Origin of the sequence: Rufibacter sediminis, from assembly GCF_014269285.1 — a bacterium.
GTDB classification, from domain to species: Bacteria; Bacteroidota; Bacteroidia; order Cytophagales; family Hymenobacteraceae; genus Nibribacter; species Nibribacter sediminis.
The window spans coordinates 89,477-110,017 of the sequence record NZ_JACOAF010000008.1; the positions used below are offsets into that span (position 1 = coordinate 89,477).

At 50.7% G+C, this 20,541-nt stretch carries 13 protein-coding genes; 6 read left to right on the forward strand and 7 right to left on the reverse strand.

The genetic code is table 11. The features are described from left to right. Positions 1 to 10 precede the first annotated feature (10 nt). A complete protein-coding gene (locus H7U12_RS03290; RefSeq protein WP_186632839.1) occupies positions 11 to 571 on the forward strand; it encodes a hypothetical protein in 561 nt (186 codons plus the stop codon). Positions 572 to 928: 357 nt separating this feature from the next. Here H7U12_RS03290 and H7U12_RS03295 read toward each other — a convergent pair whose 3' ends face one another. The 5 genes from H7U12_RS03295 to H7U12_RS03315 all read right to left on the reverse strand — a co-directional run bounded on the left by H7U12_RS03295 (position 929) and on the right by H7U12_RS03315 (position 8,912). Continuing rightward, positions 929 to 2,362: a TolC family protein gene (locus H7U12_RS03295; protein WP_186632842.1), complete on the reverse strand. Its 1,434-nt coding sequence runs from the start codon at positions 2,360 to 2,362 to the stop codon at positions 929 to 931. Beyond that, positions 2,355 to 5,558 (reverse strand): efflux RND transporter permease subunit, encoded by a 3,204-nt coding sequence (locus H7U12_RS03300; RefSeq protein WP_186632847.1) that lies wholly within the window; start codon positions 5,556 to 5,558, stop codon positions 2,355 to 2,357. The genes H7U12_RS03295 and H7U12_RS03300 overlap by 8 nt, the downstream gene beginning before the upstream one ends. 26 nt (positions 5,559 to 5,584) lie before the next feature. Beyond that, on the reverse strand, positions 5,585 to 6,673 hold the full coding sequence (locus H7U12_RS03305) for an efflux RND transporter periplasmic adaptor subunit (RefSeq protein WP_186632850.1): 1,089 nt from the start codon (positions 6,671 to 6,673) through the stop codon (positions 5,585 to 5,587). A gap of 301 nt (positions 6,674 to 6,974) precedes the next feature. Beyond that, positions 6,975 to 7,397: a hypothetical protein gene (locus tag H7U12_RS03310; RefSeq protein WP_186632853.1), complete on the reverse strand. Its 423-nt coding sequence runs from the start codon at positions 7,395 to 7,397 to the stop codon at positions 6,975 to 6,977. Positions 7,398 to 7,664: 267 nt separating this feature from the next. Next, positions 7,665 to 8,912: a peroxiredoxin family protein gene (locus H7U12_RS03315; RefSeq protein WP_186632856.1), complete on the reverse strand. Its 1,248-nt coding sequence runs from the start codon at positions 8,910 to 8,912 to the stop codon at positions 7,665 to 7,667. A 154-nt stretch (positions 8,913 to 9,066) separates the two neighbouring features. On the opposite strand from H7U12_RS03315, the gene H7U12_RS03320 reads away from it, so the two are divergent. After that, entirely contained in the window at positions 9,067 to 11,343 is a 2,277-nt protein-coding gene (locus H7U12_RS03320; RefSeq protein ID WP_186632859.1) for an aconitate hydratase, read from the forward strand. A gap of 112 nt (positions 11,344 to 11,455) precedes the next feature. On the opposite strand, the gene H7U12_RS03325 is transcribed toward H7U12_RS03320, so the two are convergent. Beyond that, the gene (locus tag H7U12_RS03325; RefSeq protein WP_186632862.1) at positions 11,456 to 13,981 is read right to left on the reverse strand and encodes a S8/S53 family peptidase; all 2,526 of its coding nucleotides are present in this window, start codon (positions 13,979 to 13,981) and stop codon (positions 11,456 to 11,458) included. A gap of 861 nt (positions 13,982 to 14,842) precedes the next feature. Here H7U12_RS03325 and H7U12_RS03330 point away from each other — a divergent pair. Next, a complete protein-coding gene (locus H7U12_RS03330) occupies positions 14,843 to 16,735 on the forward strand; it encodes a PAS domain-containing sensor histidine kinase (protein WP_186632865.1) in 1,893 nt (630 codons plus the stop codon). After that, positions 16,701 to 17,111 (forward strand): response regulator, encoded by a 411-nt coding sequence (locus H7U12_RS03335; RefSeq protein ID WP_186632869.1) that lies wholly within the window; start codon positions 16,701 to 16,703, stop codon positions 17,109 to 17,111. The genes H7U12_RS03330 and H7U12_RS03335 overlap by 35 nt, the downstream gene beginning before the upstream one ends. A gap of 286 nt (positions 17,112 to 17,397) precedes the next feature. On the opposite strand, the gene H7U12_RS03340 is transcribed toward H7U12_RS03335, so the two are convergent. Next, positions 17,398 to 17,694, reverse strand: coding sequence for a sll1863 family stress response protein (locus H7U12_RS03340; protein WP_186632872.1), 297 nt, complete (start codon positions 17,692 to 17,694; stop codon positions 17,398 to 17,400). Between the two features lie 141 nt (positions 17,695 to 17,835). On the opposite strand from H7U12_RS03340, the gene H7U12_RS03345 reads away from it, so the two are divergent. Both H7U12_RS03345 and H7U12_RS03350 read left to right on the forward strand, forming a co-directional pair. Next, on the forward strand, positions 17,836 to 19,662 hold the full coding sequence (locus H7U12_RS03345; RefSeq protein ID WP_186632875.1) for a TrkH family potassium uptake protein: 1,827 nt from the start codon (positions 17,836 to 17,838) through the stop codon (positions 19,660 to 19,662). 12 nt (positions 19,663 to 19,674) lie between these two features. Next, the gene (locus tag H7U12_RS03350; RefSeq protein WP_186632878.1) at positions 19,675 to 20,361 is read left to right on the forward strand and encodes a potassium channel family protein; all 687 of its coding nucleotides are present in this window, start codon (positions 19,675 to 19,677) and stop codon (positions 20,359 to 20,361) included. The last annotated feature ends 180 nt before the right edge of the window (positions 20,362 to 20,541 follow it).

A 20,541-nucleotide genomic window follows, 5' to 3' on the forward strand; every position in this document is an offset into this window, starting at 1 on the left:
ATATTAGCTTTTGAAAAAAATCCTGGTAGCAGTATTGATTTTGTTTGCGGGCTGCAAATCAGCTTCCAGACAAATAGACCTTGAAACTTCTTGCGAATTAGTGACCGTAGAAAATGAAATACTATTAGACAGCAGTAGTTTTTTTCAAGTTCATTACAAAATTTTTGTAAAATCAGAAGAACCAGGAATACTGTGTTACTCAAGAGGAAATGGTATCGCAAGAGTAACGGTGATTGAAGTAAACGATTTTGGGATAGTTGGCAGAATAGTAAGCGAAAGCGGTTTTAAGGAAAGTATTAGTTTCTCAGCTAAGGAAAACCAGATGTATAACATGCTTCTTTCCGACATTCAAAATCTAACCGTTTTTCAGGATTGCAAAGAACCCTTACCGACGCATGTCACCACTACTGATGTTTATATAAAAGACAAAAACTCAAATAAGTTTACCTACTATTCTTTCCATTCACCTTTCAAATTAGGTAAGACCTTAAGAATGAAGTTAGGGAACGCTTTCAAGTTAATGGAATTGACTTACAATAAAATGCATAACCCAGATATTGTAAAAAAATAACAGCCCATAACCACGTGTAAACGGCGGCCGACGGCCTCCGCCGCCGTTTACACTAGTCCGTTAGAGGAGTAGCGATAGATGAATAAGTAAAGCGTGCTTTAAGGTTCTTTTCTTGAAAACAGAGTAAAAACATGAACTAGGAATACGTGAATTAGAAGGAAAGAGATGATAGTAGATCTGAAGCTGAATTCTCCTTCTTTATACTTTAATTTAGGTTATAGTCTTCAGTGCGTAACGAGCTTGTAGAAGAGGTAAGAATAACTTGTAATTAGAAAAGGAAAGCCCTTTCACATTTTAGTGAAAGGGCTTTCCTTTTGAAAATCAGTCATACCTAGACCGATGCACTACTCTCTTGTTCTATTGTCTCCAGCCGCCGCCTAGTGCCCGGTACACATTCACCGTGGCCTGCATCTGCTGCATCTTGGTCTCCACCAAATCAAACCGGGATTCCAGCGCATCGCGTTGGGTCATGAGCACTTCCATGTAATCGGCTCGGGCTGAGTTGAAGAGGGTGTTTGAAATCTCAATAGACTGCGTGAGCGCCTCCACTTCTCTGGCTTTGAGGTCGTAGCTTTTCTCCAGATTGCTGATTTTGGCTAACTGATTCGCCACTTCTATGTATGCGTTCAGGATGGTGCGCTCATAGTTGTACACTGCCTGAATCTGCTTCGCGTTGGCACTGTAATAGACGGCCTTGATCGCGTTTCTGTTCACCAGCGGAGCCGTGATGTCACCGGCAAGGGAGTACAGCAAGGACTCTGGCTTTAACAGAAACGTTGGATTGAACGCCTGGTAGCCAATACCTGCCGAGATCCCTAAAGAAGGATAGAAACGCGCTCTGGCCACCTGTACATCCAGCTTGGAGGCTGCCAGGTCCAACTCCGCCTGCTTGATGTCTGGTCGGTTGGCGAGCAACTGCGCCGGAACACCGGCCTGAATGGCTTGAGGCGTCAGGTTCTCTAAAGGCTGGGAGTTTCTCTGTACCGGTTGCGGAAATCTGCCAATCAGGAAGTTGATGCGGTTCTCGGCTTCCGTGATCTTCTGCTGAATGTCATATTGCAGGCTTTGGATGTTGAGCACCTGGGCCTGGAAGCGGCGCACCGGCAACTCGGTCACCCGGGCGGCCTCTTTCTGCAGCCTGACAATCTTCAGAACATTGCTTTGCAGCGCTATGTTCTGCTTGACAATAGCCAGTTGGTTGTCCAGGGCCAGCAGCTCATAGTAGTTCTCGGCAATCTCAGAGATCAGGTTGGTCACCATAAAGTTTCGGCCCTCCACTGAGGCGAGGTACCGGCTAACCGCCGATTTTTTGGCATTCCGCAGCTTCCGCCAGATATCCACCTCCCAGGTAGCATACGCGCCTACCATATAATCCTGAAGCGGTTCCGGCATTTCCTTGCCCGGCTTGATGTCCGTGGTCGCTTCCAGGGCCCCAATGTTGGTGAACCGAGCCACCTTATCCAGGCCCGCGGCTCCTCGCAGCCCCACAGATGGCAGGTATTCGCCTTTTCTGGCTCTTACTTCGTTTCTGCTGATCTCAATTTCCTGTTGGGTGATGTTCAGCTCCTGGTTGTTCTGCAAGGCAGTATCAATCAGAGCCGTCAAAAAAGGATCAGTGAAGAAATCCTTCCACTTCACCTGCGCGGTGTTGGTGGTATCCTGCGAGTTGGAATAACTCGCAGGCACGGCCGCATTCGCTGATTTCTGAACTAACTCAGGGGTTTTACAGGCTGAATAGGTGAGGGCGATAAGCGCTATCCCCAACCAATTCCATCTTCTATTCTTAAACATTTGCTTCGGCGTCTACAGGTTGGGGGAAATTGTCAATGGAATGGACATAGTCCTCGGTTAAAGTGGTCTCCTCTTCATTTCTGATCAGCTGACGTCCATCGGCCAGATGGCCGAAGATGAAATATAGCCCCGGCACGATGATGACCCCAAAGACGGTCCCGAACAGCATACCGCCCATGGCGGAGGCTCCAATGGTCCGGTTCCCGATAGCTCCGGCCCCGGTGGCAATCACCAACGGAATCAGACCGGCGATAAAGGCGAAGGAGGTCATCAGGATTGGGCGGAAACGCACCCTGGCTCCTTCAATGGCGGCATCTAGGATTGTGGCTCCCTGCAGGCGCTTGAGTACGGCAAACTCCACAATCAGCACGGCGTTTTTACCTAGGAGACCCACCAGCATAATGAGCCCGATCTGGGCGTAGATGTTGTTCTCCAGCCCCATGAGTTGGAGCACCAGGAAGGAACCGAAAATCCCGACAGGGAGAGAGAACACCACCGCCAACGGAATGATGAAGCTCTCATACTGCGCGGCCAGCACAAAGTACACGAAGGCCAACACAATGGCGAAGACGTAAATGGACTCGTTGCCGCGGGTGGCCTCGTCGTACGAAAGACCTTCCCAGGCAATGTCATAGCCTTTAGGCAACGATTTGGCCGCCACTTCCTGAATGGCCTGGATGGCGTCTGCGGTGGTATAGCCTTTGGCTGGTTGCCCCTGAATGGCCGCCGAGTTGTACAGGTTGAAACGGGTAATCTCATTGGGGCCCTGCGTCTTCTTCAGCTTCATGAACGCCGAATACGGCACCATTTCACCCGCCTCGTTCTTCACATACAGGTTCAACAAATCAGAGGGAAGTCTTCTGTATTTAGGGTCAGACTGCACGTACACTTTGAAGAACTGGTTGAACTTGGTGAAACCCTGTTCATAGGTACTCCCAATCAAGATGTTGAGGTTATCCATGGCTTTACCAATAGACACTCCTTTCTGCATGGCCAGGTTGTTGTCAATCTGCAGTTCGTACTGCGGATAATTGGCCGCGAAGAAAGTGAACAAGCCCGAGAGCTCTTTCCGCTTGCCCAGATTATCCATGAACTCCTGATTCACTTTGTCGAACTCGTGGTAATCAGTTTCGGAGTTTTTGTCCAGGAGACGCATAGAGAAACCTCCGGAAGAACCAAAACCGGGGATTGCGGGTGGCTCGAAGAACTCGATCACCGCGCCCAGTCCTTTGGACCGTTCCTCCAGCTCTTCCATGATCTCTTTCACGTTGTGCTTGCGGTCTGACCAGTCTTTCAGGTTAATCAGACACGTCCCCGCGTTGGAGCCCCGGCCTTCGGTCATGATCTCGTAACCGGCTAGTGAGGAGACAGACTCCACGCCGTCAATCTCTTCACAGATTTTCTGCAGTTTCTGAGACACCTGGTTTGTTTTCTCCAAGGTTGAGCCCGGCGGCGTTTGGATGATGGCGTAGATGGTGCTCTGGTCCTCGTTCGGGATAAAGCCGGACGGCACAATCTGGTTTTCGTAGAAGATACCGGCCCCAAAGGCGATCAACACCCCAAACGTCACCCATCTTCTACTCACAATAGAGGTCAGCAAGCTTACGTATTTTCCGGTTAGTTTTTCAAAACCACGGTTAAAACGGTCCAGGGCCTTAGAAAGGATATTGCTTTTCTTAGCGTACCCGTGGTGGTTTTTCAGCAGCATAGCGCACAGCACCGGAGTGAGCGTAAGCGCAATCAGCGCCGAAATCACAATGGAACTAGCCATGGTGATGGAGAACTGGCGGTAGAACGTACCCACCGGACCCGTCATGAAGGAGATAGGCAGGAATACCGACACCATCACGGCGGTAATGGCGATAATAGCACCACTGATCTCGCCCAGTACTTTTTTCACCGCGCTGTAAGGTGAGAGATGCGGCTCTTCCTCCATTTTGGCATGCACGGCTTCCACCACTACAATGGCGTCATCCACCACAATCCCGATGGCCAGTACCAGGGCGAAGAGCGTCACCATGTTAATGGAAATGCCCAGGAACTGAATGATAAAGAAAGCGCCAATCAACGATACCGGAACCGCCAGGATGGGAATCAACGTAGAGCGCCAATCGCCCAGGAAGATGAACACCACAATGGCCACTAGAATAAACGCGTCGCGCAGGGTATGCACTACCTGCTCAATAGAGGCATCCAGAAATTTGGAAACGTCATAGCTGATTTTATAATCCATGCCCGGCGGAAAGTACGGACGCATTTCCTCTAGCTGCGCCTTCACATTGGCAATGACCTCACTGGCGTTACTGCCGTAGTTCTGCCGCAACACGATGGCCGCCGACGGACGGCCGTCCAGGTTGGAATAGATGTCAAAGAATTCACTGCCTAATTCCACTTTGGCAATGTCTCTCAGGTGAATGCTTTCCCCTTCGGCGTTCGCCCGGATGATCACATCATTGTATTCCTCCGGCTTGTTATACCGGCCTTTGTAGGTGAGCACGTATTCCAGCGACTGAGCGGCAATACCAGAACTCTGCCCTAACCGGCCCGGCCGGCCGATGATGCTTTGTTCTCCTAACGCCTTCATTACTTCCTCCACTGAGATGTTGTAGGCGCGCATACGATCGGGGTTCAGCCAGATGCGCATGGCGTACCGGCGGCTACCCAAAATCTGTGCCCGGGCAACCCCTTTGATCCGCTGGATTTCGGGGATCATCTTCACGGTGGCGTAGTTGAACAGGAACTTTTCGTCCATGCTCTTTTCCTTGGAATAGAGGTTGACGTACATGAGCATGCTGGGCTGCACCGGGGAGATCACCACGCCTTCGCGCTGCACCAGTTCCGGCAAAAGCGGCATGACCTGGTCTACCCGGGTTTTTACCCGCACCACCGCATCATTGGGGTCGGTGCCGGGCTCAAAGATGATCCGGAGCGTCGCCTCGCCGGCGCTGGTGGCATCTGAGGCGATGTACCGCATGCCCTCCACGCCATTAATGGCCTGTTCCAGGGTAATCAAGGTAGACTTCACCAGCACATCAGCACTGGAACCCGGGTAGGCAATGAAGATGTTGACCGTGGTGGGGGCGATGTCCGGGAACTGGGAGATGGGCAACTTTTTGATGGCCAAGCCGCCCACAAAAACTATCATGATCGATATTACAATCGCGAATACCGGTCTTCTTATGAATTTACTAAACATGTCTTCTGCTTTTTAGGACCCCTCCACTACTCCGCATATAAATTCAACTGAGACATGACAGACTTCGGCTCCACGTATTTTGAGTGTATTTTTTCGTTTTCGCGCACTAAACGCAAGCCTTCCAGCAGGATCTTGTCGTCTTTGGAAAGCCCTTCCTGCACCACGTAAATGTGCGGAAGCTCAGCGGCCACGGTGATTTCCCTTGACTTGATCTTGTTGTCATTGCCCACCACGTACACGTACTTCTTGTCCAAGACTTCAAAGGTGGCTTTCTGCGGAATGAGCAGGGCATTCTTCATAGGCACCTCCATCAGGATATTCCCGGTTTCGCCGTGTCGAAGCAGCCCTTTGGGGTTGGGGAAAGTGGCCCTAAAGGCGATGTTTCCGGTTTCGTTATTGAAATCGGCTTCAATGGTCTGTACTTCGCCAGGGTAGTCAAACACCTGGTGGTTGGCCATCTCCAGCTTTACTTTGGTGGTATGGTCGTTTTTCAGGCTGGTTTTGTAATCCAGGTACTCGGCTTCGGGCACGTTGAAGTATACCCACATCTTGCTGTTGTCAGAAAGAGTGGTCATCAGATCGCCTTCGTCCACCAAACTGCCCAGCCTTACCTGGAAATGATCCATGATGCCGTCAAACGGGGCTTTGATCTGGGTGAAGCCCAGGTGCACCTGCGCCAGGGAGACTTCGGCCTTGGCCTTGTTCAGTTTGGCTTTGGCCATGGCCAGTTCGTTGGGAGAAACCACGTTACCGGAGGCCAGCTTCTTCGTGTTCTGGTACTCAATCTCCGCGAAACTGGCTTCGGCCTGGGCTTTCTGCAGCTCGGCCTCGTACATGGCCGGCATGATCTGAAACATAAGCTGGCCTTTTCTGACCGTTTGCCCTTCGTCTACATAAATCTTCTGCAGGTAACCTTTCTCTAAAGCTCTGATCTCAATATGACTGATGGCGTGGATCTGACTCACATATTCTTTGGTGATCAAGGTGTCCTTCACCAAGGGACTGCTTACCAGAAACTGGGTGGACTCTTCCTTTTCTTCTTTTTTGGATTCGCAGCCTGTATGGCACAGCAAGACATACAAACCCAAAACCATGGGCATGAGAATTCTCTTCATGATACTTGAATTGATTGTAATTAGGGATGTGTAAAACGCGATACACCGAAGCACCCAACCTTTCACAGGGGTATGGATGATGTGCAATTTTAAATAAGAAAGTAGCGGCTTAGGCAAAGCAAAAGCCTAAGGGTTTTTCTTTTAACTATTTCCTAAAACCTGGAAGAAGGGTTCCTGTGATTTCTTTGAAGAGACGTGCCCACTACGTGACAACACGTAAGCTGCTATTCGGAAAAAAATAGCCCCGGCACGAAAGAAACTAGAGGAACAGGAGGCTGGATCGCCTCAAGGGAATTTTAACTTATATCCTGAAAACTCGGAAGAGGATATATAATCTTTGGGCTGGAAACGAGAAAAAGTCCTTATAGTAGGTTAAGTTCTTTTTCAGGAAGAAAAGAAGGAAGGCGAGTGCCTGCGCGTAGAAAACAGCCGTTAGATAGGTGCTGTTCTCCTGGGTCTTTTTTAGAAGGGGTTTATCTTCCTCCGTCTCCGCTTCGGCGAGATACCTGTCATTGTGCGCTTTTTCTGCAACAGCGGAGGAATACGTGATAAGATGGGAAAGGTCCTTTTGTACAGCGCCAATGGCGGCCTGTACGTTCTTTTGCATGTTTCTGGGCGAGGCATGGTAGAGACTCTCCTTAGGCGCATGGGCGTAAAGAGGACTATACCCGCTCAACAGCAGGATACTCAGCGAAAGAAGATATTTCAGGAAGACCTTATGCATCTTGCGCACAAAAGTAGGTCAGGCCTTTGATAAAGGCAAGATGTTGATTTTATAATCTAACCGCCTTTTCACTGGGCACCTTTCCGAGCCTTCGCAAGAGAATGTTTGTAAGTTCCTTTATGTGGATTAAACACCATAAAGAGATGCAGCTTAAAGAGGATAGGTCGTTAGCGTTTTGGGCTTCGTTTTCTTAGAACAGGCCTAAAACGCATCGGGCGCGGTTCTGGTCAGAATCGCGCCCGATGCGTTTTATTGGAGCTCTAGCTGTTATTTTTCGGCTAGCAGTTCATCAATGGTTTTGTTGAAATCCTGCACAAACTCCTCGTAGTATTTGCCGGTGCCGGGACCCGAGAAGCCGGTATGGATCTTCCGCACTTTGCCCTGCTTGTCAATGAAGATAGTGGTAGGGAAGGAGAGCACGTGGTTGAGGGCGGGCAGTGATTTGGCTACCAGTTCCTTGTCTTTGGTGCCGCCCACCAGCAGCGGGTACGAAACGTTCAGGCGGTCGCGCATCTTCTCAATACGGGCTTTGGCCTTGTCAAACTCGGGGCTTACCTCGTAACCCAGTCCTACCACTTCCACGCCACGGCTTTTGTTTTTCTCGTACCAGGGCGCCAGGAATTGGGTCTCATCCATGCAGTTAGGGCACCAGGACCCGAAAATCTGCGCCACCACTACTTTGCCCTTGAACTGCGGATCAGTGAGGGAGACTTTCTTGCCGTTCAGGTCTGGGAAGGAGAATGCCAGACGGTCATAACCGGGCTTCAGGTAGGTAAGGGTATCGGCGGAAGCCAGTTGAAAGGCATCGTTGCGTTTGGCGGTCCAGGTCTCGTGGCTGGCTTGGCCGGCGTAGAAATCGCCTTTCAGGGTTCCGTCTGTTTGGCCGGTGGCGTTGAAGAGATAGGCGTGGGCACCGTCAAAGGCAGAAAGTTTCAGTTGATTTCCGTCAACCTCGCCTTGCAGGTACCGGTAATCACCGGTGGTAGTCAGGAAAGTGCCCGTCAGCGCGTTGCCTTTCTGCACGAACTCGCCAATGGCGGGGTACGTTTTTCCACCGTCTTCGGTGAAGGTCACCTCCCACTTGCCCGAAACGTCAATGCCTGGTTTTGCGGGGTTTTCCGAAAAACGGTTCGTATTCCCGTGTTCTGCCGTGAATGGCAGGCTGTAGGGCTGGGCCTGGTCTTTCCGCTCCCAACGGCCTTTGAGCTGGTTTCCATCTACTTTGGCAATGAGGGCGGCGTCAAAGATGTGCATCTGTAATCGCACGCTGTCCTGCGCCTGCGAAATTTCATTGATCAAAATTTTCTCATCTCCGTTAAGAAGATAGGCAACTTGCTTTCCGTCCTGTTCAGAAACGGTGAAGTTGAACGGCATTTCCTGGCCGCTTACCTCAATGATACCACGCCAGGAGCCGCTGCTCAACTCCTCTGAAGACGAAGAGGAACAGGCCTGTAGGCCCAGTGACGCTGAAAACAGGGCGTAAAGGGAGAATCTGGAAAATGAATTCTTGTTCATCCCGTAAAAGTAAGTCACGCCCTTGAATTTGCCGCAAAGGCAACGGAAAACCTTTGCAAAAGGCGTCTGGTAAACACTTGTGTAAAAGTGTTCTGTTTGCGACATTTGTGCGCGACGTTAGTAGCACCGAACTTAAATAATACAAAGCAGATCTATGGCATTTGATGTAGACATGATCAAGGCAGTGTATGCGCAGCTGGGCGACCGGATTGCGGCAGCACGTACGGCGGTTGGCCGGCCTTTAACTCAGACTGAGAAAATTCTTTACGCTCACTTATATAATGGTTCTGCCACGCAGGCCTATGAGCGAGGTAAGTCTTACGTTGACTTCGCTCCAGACCGCGTAGCCATGCAGGATGCCACCGCTCAGATGGCTTTGCTTCAGTTCATGCAGGCGGGCCGCCCAACGGTTGCCGTTCCTTCTTCTGTACACTGTGACCACTTGATTCAGGCCCGCGTGGGTGCTGACCAGGATTTGGCCGAAGCATACGCTGAGAACAAAGAAGTCTATGATTTCCTGGCCTCGGTGTCTAATAAATATGGTATCGGGTTCTGGAAGCCGGGTGCGGGGATCATCCACACCGTGGTATTTGAGAACTACGCCTTCCCTGGCGGAATGATGATCGGGACTGACTCCCACACGCCTAACGCGGGTGGTTTGGGTATGATCGCCATTGGCGTGGGCGGTGCCGATGCCGTGGACGTAATGGCCGGTATGGCTTGGGAGCTGAAATTCCCGAAAGTAATTGGCGTGAAACTGACCGGCCGCCTGAGCGGTTGGGCTGCACCAAAAGACATCATCCTGAAAGTAGCGGGTATCTTGACCGTGAAAGGTGGTACTGGTGCCATTGTGGAATATTTCGGCGAAGGTGCTGCCAACATCTCTTGCTCTGGTAAATCTACCATCTGTAACATGGGTGCCGAAATTGGGGCTACTACCTCGGTTTTCGCCTATGATGAGTCTATGGCTGAATACCTGAGACATACCGAGCGTGGTGAAATTGCCGACCTGGCCAGCCAGGTTGCCGAGCACCTGCGTGCCGATGAGGAGGTATACGCCAACCCAGAGGCTTTCTACGACCAACTGATTGAAATCAACCTGAGCGAGTTGGAGCCGCACGTGAACGGTCCGTTCACGCCGGATGCCGCCTGGCCTATCTCTCAGTTTGCCGCTGCCGTGCGTGAGCATAACTGGCCAGCCAAACTGGAAGTAGGTTTGATCGGTTCCTGCACCAACTCTTCTTATGAAGACTTAACCCGTGCCGCTTCTCTGGCGAGACAAGCCGTTGAAAAAGGCCTGACCGTGAACGCCGAGTACACCATTACCCCAGGTTCTGAGGTGGTGCGTTACACCGCTGAGCGCGATGGTATTCTGGAGACTTTCTCTGAAATTGGGGGCGTGGTATTGGCCAACGCCTGTGGTCCGTGCATCGGGCAGTGGGCGCGTCATACCGATGATCCGAAACGCAAGAACTCCATCATCACGTCCTTCAACCGTAACTTCGCCAAGCGGAACGACGGTAACCCGAACACGCACGCGTTCGTGGCCTCGCCTGAGATCGTGACCGCTTTCGCGATTGCCGGTGACTTGACGTTCAACCCATTAACGGACACCCTCACGAACAAAAACGGCGAGCAGGTGAAATTGGATGAGCCAACTGGTATCCAGTTCCCGGTAAACGGTTTTGATGTGGAAGATGCAGGTTACGTGGCTCCGGCGGCTGATCCAAGCCAGGTAAACGTAGTGGTTGACCCAACGTCAGACCGTCTGCAATTGCTGGAAGGCTTCGCGCCATGGAACGGTCAGGACCTGACTGGTCTGCGTCTGTTGATCAAGGCCCAGGGTAAATGTACCACTGACCACATCTCTATGGCTGGTCCTTGGTTGAAATACCGTGGTCACCTGGATAACATCTCCAACAACATGTTGATCGGGGCCATCAACGCCTTCAACGGCGAAGCCAACAGCGTGAAAAACCTGCTGGTGCAAGGTGAAGGTTACGACGAAGTTCCAAAAGTAGCCCGTACTTACAAAGCAGCTGGTGTTGGATCAGTGGTAGTAGGAGACGAGAACTATGGCGAAGGTTCTTCCCGTGAGCACGCGGCCATGGAGCCTCGTCACCTGGGTGTGAAAGTGGTATTGGTGAAGTCTTTCGCCCGTATTCACGAAACCAACCTGAAAAAGCAAGGGATGCTGGCGCTTACCTTCGCTAACAAGGCAGACTACGACCAAATTCAGGAGAACGATACCATTGATATCGTTGGCTTGACTTCTTTTGCACCGGGCGTTCCGTTGCAGGTGAGATTAACGCACCAAGACGGTACAACCTACACGTTCGAGGCGAATCATACCTACAACCAAGGACAAATTGAGTGGTTCAAAGCTGGTTCAGCGCTTAACTTGATCCGCTTGCAACAGCAAAATGCCTAAGCAGTAAATCCTGTTGTATAAAAAAGAAGAGGCGACCCACGGGTCGCCTCTTCTTTTTTATAGCTGTTCGTTTCAGGGCCGTTTTCCTGAAAACGGCCCTGAAATGAACAGCTTATTTGGAGAGCATTAATTTATGGGTTACTACACCGGTGGAAGAAACAAACCGCAGGAAATACATGCCAGAGGAGAGGTGGGAGAAATCGAAATCGATCTTGTCTTTTCTTTGGTAGCTTCCCTGCGAGGTAACTTGGCCTTTGCTGTCTACCAGTTGCACCGTAACCGCAGTCTGTTGCATGGCCGTGGGCAAGGCAACCGTTACTTTCCCCTGACTTGGGTTGGGGTACACGGCAATGGCTTTCACCTCTGTAAGGGAAGGAGTGGCCGTGACCGTTCCGCCCTGAATCTGGTTGTATCTCTGAAGGGCGGCGCTGGCGCTCTTTTTCATCTCGGCTCTGGACTGACCCACCACCAAGGCGAAAGCAACGGTGTCTGATTGCAGCGGGGCCAGCTTTTTAATGGCCGAAGAGATGATGTAATAGACATCTTTCCCGCCGTCAAATCCGGCGCTATCTCGCTGAATTCCTCCGGAAAGCGCCTGGTATTTCTCTTTGGTAGAGAATCCGTCGGTGGTGTTGATCAGGCCGGTTCCGGTGGTGTTGTCCAGGGCATAGAACCCGGGAGCACCTTTGGTAAGTAGCTGGATGCCCGCCCAGACACTGGTATCAGACTTGTGCCGGATGATGCCCATCCGGGAGCTGTTGTCCCATTCGGCCACGTTCTTGGCGGCGGAGATGATGTCCCAATCAGCAAACAGGCCGGCGTAGGCATTAGAAATGGAGTCATTAGTCCGGTTTTTCAGGATAAACTCCAGTACTACAAAGTCGCGGTTGGGAGTGTTTGCCCAGGCGTACACATTCTGCTGGATGGACAGGCTCTTGGTCTTGGTAGCGGTGAGGGAGTCTTCCATGACATTAGAACCATAGAAATCAGCATAAGGGGCATTGCGTTTGCGTTGCAGGTTGGTCACGGCGTAGAAGTCGCGGTCGGTGCTGCCTTTTTCGTTTCTGATATTATCTGATACCTGGGTAGGGGAATAGCCGATCAATAAACCGCCCTCGGCCAGTAGTGCAGCACTGCCCTTGTACACCACGCCTTTTCCCTGGCTGTAATTCAATCCATTATACCCGATATTGCCGGTGCTCATCACCGAAACCGCCAGGTTATTCACGTCCGTGGTTAAAAAGTTCTGATTAAGCACCAGGGTGATGTATTGGTAATCAGTGTAGGTGCCGTTAGAAAAACCAAGCCGCACCGTTACTGGGGTGTTGGCCGGGGTATTCAACGCTACCTTGAATTTGAACGGAGTCGCTTCGTTGCTGACACTCGCCATGGTGCCTAAGGTACCTGGCGTAAAGGTTCCCTGTTCAATCTGAAGGTACTCACTGCTGGAGGTGACGCTAACCGTAAGTCCGGAAACCGGGCTCAGGTAATTGACAAACGTTCCGATGAGGCTCACATCTCCGCCAGGTCCTAACTCTGAAGTGCTGATCAGGTCCCAGGATTTTAACCGCACCGAGATGGGGGTAGCTTCAGTCAAGGCTTTATAGATGTTCAAGCGGCCTTTGCCCAGCTTTTCAATATAAGTGGCATTGCCGGCAATGGAATAGATATCGTCTGCGGTAGCCCGCAAGCGTTCAGCAATCTGCAAGGCGGAAAGCGACGGGAATTGGCTGCGCAGCAAGGCGGCGGCTCCGGCTACCATGGGGCAGGCATACGAAGATCCTGTTCCTGAATTGTAGTTGGTGTCACTGGCATTGGCGGTGGAATACACGCCCACGCCCATCGCCCCCAGGTCAATGTTATAGCTGTAGGTATGGGAACCGCCTTTTACATCGTTCTTATCCAAAGCCCCCACCGAAACCACGTTTTGGTAGGAAGCAGGGTAAAAGTCCAGTTCATTATTGGTGTTACCCGCGGCGGCCACAATCACGACATCCTGGTTGATGACGGCATAATTGATAACGTCCTGCTCAAAGGCGGAGGCAAAGCTGGCCGCGCCCCAGGAAAGATTGATTACTTTACAGCCATGATCGGCGGCATATACAATGGCTTCGTAACCCTTGAAAGAGCCACCGGTACCAGAGGCAAAAACTTTGAGAGGGAGAAACTTGGCGTGGTAGCCAACTCCGGCCATACCCACACCATTGTCCGCCTGGGCTGCCGCGATGCCCGTCACAAAGGTGCCGTGTCCGTTGGCATCGGCGGTGGGGTCATTGTCATTGTCAGCTAGATCCCAGCCATGGAAGTTGTCTACAAAACCGTCTCCGTCATTGTCAATGCCGTCTATCGGGTCTTCATAGTTGTACTTCAGCTTGTTTTTGAGGTCTTCGTGCGTGAGTCTTACGCCCGTATCCAGGATACCAATCACCACGGAAGTGTCGCTCTTGCTGACTTCCCAGGCCTGAAACGCTTTGATCAATTTCAGGTAGTTCTGGGAACCGGTGGTTGAATCGGCTTTGGGGTCATTGGGCACGTGGAGCGGCTCATATTGATAAAGAGGCTCCACGTACTCTACCAAGCCAGTTTCCAGGAGCTGCTTTTTAACCTGGGCAAAGCTTTGGTCTTTGTTGTATTGCATCTGGTATATCAACGAGAGATCCACCGCATTTTTCTTGGTGCTTCTGAAGTTCGCGCCAGTTGACGTCGGGAATTTTTGGGCAGCCGGTGTTGCAGCCACCCGTTGAACTACCTGTTGAACCGCAGACACGCCGGCGCTTTTGTTCAAGGCCGAAGGTGCCGTTGGTTTCAGTTTAAAAACTAGTGTATAGGGTTCTGTCTTTGGAGTGTTCTGAGCCCAGGCAGACGAACTTGAATTCCCCCAACATACAAATAGCAGCAGGGAAAGTAGGGAGTACAGATATTTCATTGAAATAAAGGTATAAATATTTTCAAATTCAGCAAAATTTTTAGTTTATATTGAATATTAACCAGATTTAAGCCAGTAAGTAGGGGAGTATTTGTATTCATACGCAATATGCGGGATTTAGTATGTCTCCCACGTGAGTTTTTGAAGGGTGTAGTCTATATACCATATGTATATTAGTAATGTCCTAGATTGGAGTGTGATAAGTTCTTGGTGGTAGGTTTCTGGATATTATAAAAACAGATTTGTATATTTTGGTTAAGTTGCTGCAAATTCAGGGTTTATGATGTTTGATACTAAGGTCTTAGATCAAGTTTAGGACAAAGATGGTGAATTAAATGTGATTTATCCGCTTTTAACTGCTGGATTTGAAAAGTAGTTCATGAAGGTAGAGTGATATTTTTTGGAGAAGATGATTTATCCGACTAATTTTAAATTCGATTTCCTTTCGCCCGATAGGAGCTACATAACAAGGCAGGAAGTGAGGATAGTTTATTTGCATTCTTGAAAGAAGATGTCTCTTCTTTTCGGTTAGCAGCCTTTCTGACGCTTCGGTCAGGAAGAATCAACATAGGCATGAACATAGATAGGTTAGAGGTTGGCACTGCTCCAGCGCATGTAGATGATTATCATCTGTTGTTTGATCATAATCCACTGCCCATGTGGGTGTATGACACAGACAGTCTGCGGTTTCTGACGGTGAACGCGGCGGCAGAGAGGTTGTATGGCTTCACCAGAGAAGAGTTTTTGCAGATGACCCTCAAGGATATCCGGCCCGCGGATCAAGTGCAGAAGGTGTTGAAGGTGATAGCTAGCCTGCGCGATACGCTGTATAGTGCCGGGGAATGGGTGCATCTGAAGAAAGATGGGACTGAACTGCACGTGGAAATTGTCTCCCATGAGCTTTCCCCGGTCATGGGGAGCTCCGTGAGGCGGCTGGTGGTGGTGCACGATATTACCGCCCGTAAACTGGCTCAAAAGCAATTGGCCGAGGCCGAGCAATACGCCCAGTCCATTCTAAACAATATCGTTGAAGTGGTGTTCTCTTTCAATGAGAAGATGGAGATGACCTACATCAGTCCGCAGTGTGATGCCATTCTGGGGTATACCCCGGCCCAGTTCTATGCCGACAAATACCTGTGGTTTAACCGCGTGCATCCCGATGACCGAGCTTTGTTTGTTGAGTCACTGCCCCAAATCAGGGTCTCGCCGGAGCAATTTCAGTTGGAGTACCGGGTGCTGTCCGCCTCAGGCGAAGAGAAATGGCTCATCACGCGTTGTACCGCCCAACTCAACGAGCAGGGGCAAATGGTCAGGATGGACGGTAGCGCCAATGACATTACCAGCCGGAAGAAAATGGAGGAGAAGCTGAGTTTCGCTGATTTCTCGATTGAACGCGCTTCTGACGCTTTCCTCTGGACCCGCGCCGATGCCCACATCACGCGGGTGAACCGCGCCACCTGTCTTCTGCTGGGCTATACAGAGGAAGAGCTTTTGCAGCGGCGCACGCTGGATCTGGTGCCCGAGCTGACTGAACAAAGCTGGTCTCTTCTCTGGGCAAAGTTTAAAGCGCACAAAAGCCTGGAGTTTGAAACGGTTTTCAAGGCAAAAGACGGGCAGCTGCATCCGGTGGAGGTTCACCTCAACTATTTCAAAATGGGCCCCGAAACGTATAGCTTCACCTCCATCAGGCCTATCGCCGAAAGAAAGCAGGCCGAAGCAGAAAAGAACAGGCTAACCGAAGAAATGGCCCGGCAAAACGAGCACCTTCGGCAGTTTACCTATATCGTGTCGCATAACCTCCGGGCACCGGTGGCCAATATTGTGGGGTTGTTGCATCTCTATAACCGCAAAAACCACGCTGACCCTATCAATTCCTTACTCATCAACAAACTGGAGCGTACCACCCATCGGCTGGATAACACCCTCTGGGATCTGAATGATATCCTGACCGTCAGAAGTAAGCAGGAGCAGGCCCTGGAAAAGACCGATCTTGTGAAGGTGCTTTCTGAGGTGCAGGAGAGTTTGGCGGGACAATTGGTGGATACGCCCTGCTGTTTCAGTGTTGATTTCGCCCAGGGCCAGACGGTGTTGGGGGTGAAGGGGTACGTGCACAGCATTTTTTTCAACCTGATCACCAATGCCATAAAGTACCGGGCTCAGGACCGGCCTTTGAAAATCCGCATTAAAACAGTATTTTCAAAGGGATATCTATGTCTGCAAATCCAGGACAACGGGTTGGGAATAGATCTGGCGAAGCAAAAAGCAAAAATCTTTGGTCTTTATCGCCGTTTCCATCCGCACATTGAAGGGAAAGGAGTAGGTTTGCACATGATTAAAACCCAGATTGAGACGATGGGTGGTTGGGTGGAGGTAGAGAGCGAAGAAGGAAAAGGATCAACATTTAAAGTGTATTTTCAAGTAGCGCCAAAAAATGACGAAATACCAGAGAGTCTTCTTGATAGATGATGATGAGATTCACAATTTCCTCTGTGAAAGCGTGATCAGAAGCCAACAGTTCGCGGAAAATGTAAGTAGCTTTCTGTGGGCGGAAGAAGCTTTGGATGCCTTGAGCGCCGTGGTGAAAGATGCTCCGCATAAATTCCCGGAAATCATTTTCCTGGACATCAACATGCCGGGCATGGACGGGTGGGAATTTATTGAGGAGTACCGGAAACTTCCCCCGGAACTGACGGAGAAATGCCTCCTGTTCGTGCTTTCCTCGGCGGTGGACAAAAACGACATCACCCATGCCCGCAATCTCTCAGAGGTGAACGACTTCTTCTCCAAGCCTTTGACGTCTGATATTCTGCAAATCATCTCGGAACAGTACCTGACCACCTGACCATTTCCAAACAACGGGGAGGAAGGCTACTTCTGGCTAGCGCTGTTTTGAGGCCGTTTTACGCAAAGGAACCTAAAAACAGGAAAGGAGGCTAGTTGGGTGAGATGTTCTGGAGTAACTGACTGATTTGACTTCATTAATTGTTCAACGCGCTTTGGGACTGTTTTTGAGAAAACAGCCCCAAAGCGCGTTAAAATAGAATGGCCTTATCAGGAAGCAAATTGCAGTTGTAGCGGGAAAGGGCTACCAGTGGAGGCGTCCTGCCAAGCCAGAGGAAAGGTGTTGGTTAGAAAAGCTTTTTAATGCCCTCGGTGAGATCATCCAGGCCGCGTTTGATGTCTTGCCAGGTGCTGTCTGTGGCGGTAGACGTGTCGGTTAGTTTCTGGGCAATCAGAGCGCGCTTGGTTTCTAAAGCGGCAATGTGCTCATGGTACGTGTTCTGCGAATCGGCGGTGGTGGCATGGGCGCGGCCCTTGAGGACCTTAATTTTCCCGTCCAACTCCTCCAAACTCTTTCGTATCTCCTTTTCATTCAGGTGCTCAGGGGCCCGCATGTTCTCCGGCCTTAAATTATAAGTATCCATATTCGTCCAGGTTAATTGATTGCTTTTGCTTTTTAAGTACTTTGGTGAGCTGAAAATGTTCCACCTTGCCTCAAATTGTCCCGTACATAGGGGTGAATTCAGGCAGTAAGTGTCCTTGATAACCCGGTATAGACGTCTCTGATGGACAAAAAGAATAAGCCATATCCGCTTGCCCCGCTTCTACAGGCTGCTTTTCAGAATACGTCACAGGTGGTTTCTTTCATAGACACTTTTCTGCTCTACCTGAGCAGTGCGGGTTTACTGGTTTTCCTCTTTGATATCGGGTTTGAACACTCAGAGTCAGAGCTGCAGCTTTTGCATTATTTCTACCACGCGTTCTTTCTGGTGGCATTTGCGTGCGTGTGCGTGCGTATGTTGGTGCTGCTGCGGAGCAAGGTAAACCGGCCATCAGTCATCTTTGAAGGGCTCTTGCTGTCCTTCATGGTCCTGGAGCTGATCTCCAGGTTTGTGCTGCAGAACAGCATTACCACGGCCAGTACCCTGTTGCGCTTCTTTGACAGCGAACAGCCCATCTACATCATTATCTTTTACATCTTCTTCATAGAAGTTTCCAAAAAGACCCTGCTCTTTTATAGGAGCTCCCTGCACCCGGCCCGCATGTTTGTGCTGAGTTTCATGTTTCTGATCGCGGTTGGGACGTTTTTGCTCTTATTGCCCCAATCTACCTATGAAGGAATCAGTTTCATTGATGCCTTATTCACGGCTACCAGTGCCGTCTGCGTCACAGGGTTGGTTACGCTGGATACCGCCACGGTTTTTACTCCCACCGGCAAGGTGATCATCTTGCTTTTGATCCAGACCGGCGGTTTAGGGATTATGACGTTCGCCAGTTTCTTCGGGGTTTTCTTCCAGGGCTCTTCCCTGAAAGGATCGCTCTTCATGAAAGACTGGCTCAGCGAAGACAACCTGGGGCAGATTACGAATACTCTGTTTAAGATTGTCACCTTTACGCTGGCCGTGGAGTTGCTGGGAGCCTTGGTGCTGTTTGCCGTGATTGGAGATATTCCCGAGGATTCCTTGCCGGATAAATTCAGCTTTGCTTTGTTTCACGCCATCTCGGCTTTCTGTAACGCCGGTTTCTCTACGTTGACCCTGGGCTTGTATGACCCGCTGGTGCGCTTCAACTACCCGCTGCAGCTGATCATCTCCGTTTTGATCATTGTGGGAGGCCTCGGTTTCCCCATCGTGTTCAACCTATACCGGTACCTGCGCTACAAAGTGCTCACCTGGGCTGGCAGCATCCGTGCTGAACACCCAAAGAAGCACACACCCCGCGTTTTGAACGTGAACACCCTTCTGGTTTGCATCACTACCCTGGTCTTGCTGCTGGTAGGCACTGTTCTGTATTATCTGTTGGAATACAACAACACTCTGGCGGAGCACGGCCCTTGGGGCAAGGTGGTAGGGGCAATCTTTGGCTCTGTGACACCTCGTACGGCGGGTTTCAATACCGTGAATATGGCCGCCCTTACCGCGCCTACCGTGCTGCTCTACCTCCTGCTCATGTGGATTGGTGCATCGCCGGCATCGGTGGGCGGCGGGATCAAGACCACTACGTTTGCCGTAGCCATCCTCAACATTATAAGTCTGGCCCGGGGCAAAGACCGGGTGGAGGTATTTAGGAGAGAGATAGGGAAGGAATCCGTAGATAAAGCGTTTGCGATCATCCTGCTCTCGTTGCTGGTAATCGGGCTGGCGGTATTTTTGATTACGCTATTTGATCCTCAGATGGAACTGGCGGCGGTGGCGTTTGAGTGTTTCTCGGCGTTTGCCACCGTGGGGCTCAGCGTGGGCATCACGGGGCTGCTGAGTGCCCCCAGTAAAATAGTGCTTATTGTGACCATGTTCTTAGGACGAGTAGGGACGCTGACCCTCATCATTGGGCTCTTGCGCAAAGTCTCTACCTTGCGGTACCGGTATCCTAAGGAATCCATCATCATCACGTAAAAAGAAGTAAGAATGCGATACATTGTTATTGGCTTAGGGTATTTTGGCTCATCGCTCTCCATGAAATTAACCGAAATGGGGCATGAGGTGATTGCGGTTGACATGAACATGCAAAAGGTGGAAGCCTACAAAGACCGCGTCACCCACACCATTTGCTTAGACGCCAGCGACGCCCAGGCTATCTCCACCTTGCCCACCGCCGAGACCGATGTGGTGGTGGTAGGCATTGGCGAGGATTTTGGCGCCTCCGTGATGGCGACGGCCATTTTCAAGCAGATAGGCGTAAAACGCCTCATGAGCCGGGCTATTTCGCCGCTGCACCAGACGGTGCTGGAAGCCATTGGGGTAGACCAGATCATCCGGCCGGAGCAGGAAAGCGCCGAACGGTTGGCCAAAAAGCTGGAGATGCGTGGGGTGATTGACTCTTTTGACTTAACCGAAGATTACAACATCATAGAGGCGACTGTGCCCGAGCGGTACGTAGGCCAGACCATTGCCGAGTCAAACTTCAGGGCCAAGTACCAGGTAAACGTCCTGACCATTCTGCGGTACCGCGAGTCTAAAAACCTCTTCGGGAAAGCCTACCAGAAAGCGACGGTGCTGGGCGTGGTCAAAGCCGAGACGGTGTTTGAATCCGGGGATATTCTGGTGATCTTCGGGAAAATCCAGGACATTGACCGGCTGCTGCACTCAAGGTAAACGCCTACCGGTTTTGCTTTGTGCTTTTGATTGACCGGCATCCGTCAAGATTCCGTTTTGAGGCTCTTTTGCGAAAACAGGCCGAAAGCGCAAGCAGCGATGTCAGCCAGATAGACCAGATAACCACAGACTGTATCCTTCAGCAGGGGCTTTCGCGTAAGAAAGAGGACAAATCAATTC

Excerpts from the sequence above, each read along its gene's own strand:
- H7U12_RS03295 (WP_186632842.1), bottom strand. The coding sequence starts at position 2,362 with ATGTTTAAGAATAGAAGATGGAATTGGTTGGGGATAGCGCTTATCGCC.
- H7U12_RS03300 (WP_186632847.1), bottom strand. The coding sequence starts at position 5,558 with ATGTTTAGTAAATTCATAAGAAGACCGGTATTCGCGATTGTAATATCG.
- H7U12_RS03305 (WP_186632850.1), bottom strand. The coding sequence starts at position 6,673 with ATGAAGAGAATTCTCATGCCCATGGTTTTGGGTTTGTATGTCTTGCTG.
- H7U12_RS03310 (WP_186632853.1), bottom strand. The coding sequence starts at position 7,397 with ATGCATAAGGTCTTCCTGAAATATCTTCTTTCGCTGAGTATCCTGCTG.
- H7U12_RS03315 (WP_186632856.1), bottom strand. The coding sequence starts at position 8,912 with ATGAACAAGAATTCATTTTCCAGATTCTCCCTTTACGCCCTGTTTTCA.
- H7U12_RS03320 (WP_186632859.1), top strand. The coding sequence starts at position 9,067 with ATGGCATTTGATGTAGACATGATCAAGGCAGTGTATGCGCAGCTGGGC.
- H7U12_RS03325 (WP_186632862.1), bottom strand. The coding sequence starts at position 13,981 with ATGCAATACAACAAAGACCAAAGCTTTGCCCAGGTTAAAAAGCAGCTC.
- H7U12_RS03330 (WP_186632865.1), top strand. The coding sequence starts at position 14,843 with ATGAACATAGATAGGTTAGAGGTTGGCACTGCTCCAGCGCATGTAGAT.
- H7U12_RS03335 (WP_186632869.1), top strand. The coding sequence starts at position 16,701 with ATGACGAAATACCAGAGAGTCTTCTTGATAGATGATGATGAGATTCAC.
- H7U12_RS03340 (WP_186632872.1), bottom strand. The coding sequence starts at position 17,694 with ATGGATACTTATAATTTAAGGCCGGAGAACATGCGGGCCCCTGAGCAC.
- H7U12_RS03345 (WP_186632875.1), top strand. The coding sequence starts at position 17,836 with ATGGACAAAAAGAATAAGCCATATCCGCTTGCCCCGCTTCTACAGGCT.
- H7U12_RS03350 (WP_186632878.1), top strand. The coding sequence starts at position 19,675 with ATGCGATACATTGTTATTGGCTTAGGGTATTTTGGCTCATCGCTCTCC.